The following is a 1,456-nucleotide window of genomic DNA, read 5'->3' as shown; positions in this document are numbered from 1 at the left end:
GCCATGGAACCGCGCCAAGCCGCCATCGGCATGGCGCAGCGCCCGCAGTGTCGGCGCAATCCGTTCGATCGCGGCGGTATGGGCCGGCGGCGTGCCGCGCCCGGCATCATGCAGCGCCGCGGCGGCCCAGGTCAGCAGGGTGAAGACCTCCAGCAATTCCTCGGGGTTGCGGGTGGGCAGGCCGCCCTGAGCGTCGATCTGCAGGTTGCATTCGCGCGCCAGGGCGCGAATCGCCGGGTCGGCCAGCTCTTCCTGCCCCTCCAGCGACAGCCCGGCATAGATCAGCCCGGTCAGCGCCTCGAACCGGGGCAGGCCGGGCAGGGCGGCGGGCCAGCGCTTGGCCAGGAACCAGGTCTGGCTGCCGAGGGCGGCGAAAAACGCGGTGCTGGCGTCGCGGTCCTGGCCGCGCAGCAGGAACAGCGCGTGGTTGATCCAGCGGATCACCCGCCGCCCGGTCAGTTCCGGGGTCCAGCCCGGACCCTGACCATTGCCATATTGCGCGATCCAGCCCCACAGCCATTGCTGGGCCTTGGCCCGCGCCGCGCCATCGCCCACCGCCGCCAGATCGTCGAGCCAGCCAAAGCCGTGGCGCTCGGCGTCAAAGGCGGCATTGGGCGCGGCGACCTCCCACAGCCCGGTATCCGGGCTTTCCACCAGGAAACCGGCGAACAGGATATTGCCGGCAATCAGCTGGCGGCCGCGGGCAAAGCTGCCGATGGTGCGCGGTTCGGGCTGCGACACGAATCCGCGCGCCGTGCGGTGGCGGCGGCTGAACCGGGCGTAAAGCCGGTTCATCAACCGGGTGCGGCGCCCGGCCAGTGTGTCGGGGGTGAACATGCACGCTGCCTCTTACGCTCTTTGGCGTTTGGGCGGGACCATACACAGCGGGCCCCGGCAAGTCACCGATCATTCGCCGGTTTTCGGCGCTTTCTGCAGGCAGGCCATGTAAAACCCGTCGAGGCCGCCCAGGTCGGCCCAGAAATCGGGCCGCAGGCGCAGCCCGCCCTCTTCGGTGATCCAGGCCGGGTCGATCCCGGGCAGGGCCAGGGCGGCGCGGTTCACGCTCATGTCGGGATGGCTGGCCAGCGCCTCTTCGACCTGAACCTCGCCCTCGTCGGGCAGCAGCGAACAGGTGCAGAAAACCAGCCGCCCGCCGGGGGCCAGCAGGGTCCAGGCATGCGCCAGCATCTGCGCCTGCAACTCGATCAGCGCGCCAAAGCCGGCGCCGTCGCGGGCATGGGGCAGGTCGGGGTGGCGCCGGATGGTGCCGGTGGCCGAGCAGGGCGCGTCCAGCAGGATGGCATCATAGCGGCCCTGATGTTCCAGCGCGTCGCCGGTGACGCAGGTTGCCTCGAGCCCGGTGCGCGCCAGGTTCTCGCGCAGCCGCACCAGCCGCGCCTCGGAGATGTCCAGCGCCGTCACCCGGGCCCCGGCGGCGGCCAGTTGCAGCGTCTTG

General features: G+C 71.2%; 2 protein-coding genes. Both read right to left on the bottom strand.

Annotated elements, in window-relative coordinates; translation table 11 throughout:
• The coding region (locus CVM52_RS25730) for a heparinase II/III family protein (protein WP_442439585.1) at positions 1 to 837 on the bottom strand (837 nt) is incomplete at its 3' end.
• 69 nt (positions 838 to 906) lie between these two features.
• The coding region (locus CVM52_RS25725; RefSeq protein WP_133120010.1) for an RsmB/NOP family class I SAM-dependent RNA methyltransferase at positions 907 to 1,456 on the bottom strand (550 nt) is incomplete at its 5' end.

The sequence above is a fragment of the Pseudooceanicola lipolyticus genome (assembly GCF_002786325.1).
In the GTDB taxonomy this organism is placed as follows: Bacteria; Pseudomonadota; Alphaproteobacteria; order Rhodobacterales; family Rhodobacteraceae; genus Pseudooceanicola_C; species Pseudooceanicola_C lipolyticus.
The sequence above is the reverse complement of the archived record's forward strand: the minus strand, read 5'-3'. Positions and strand labels throughout refer to the sequence as shown.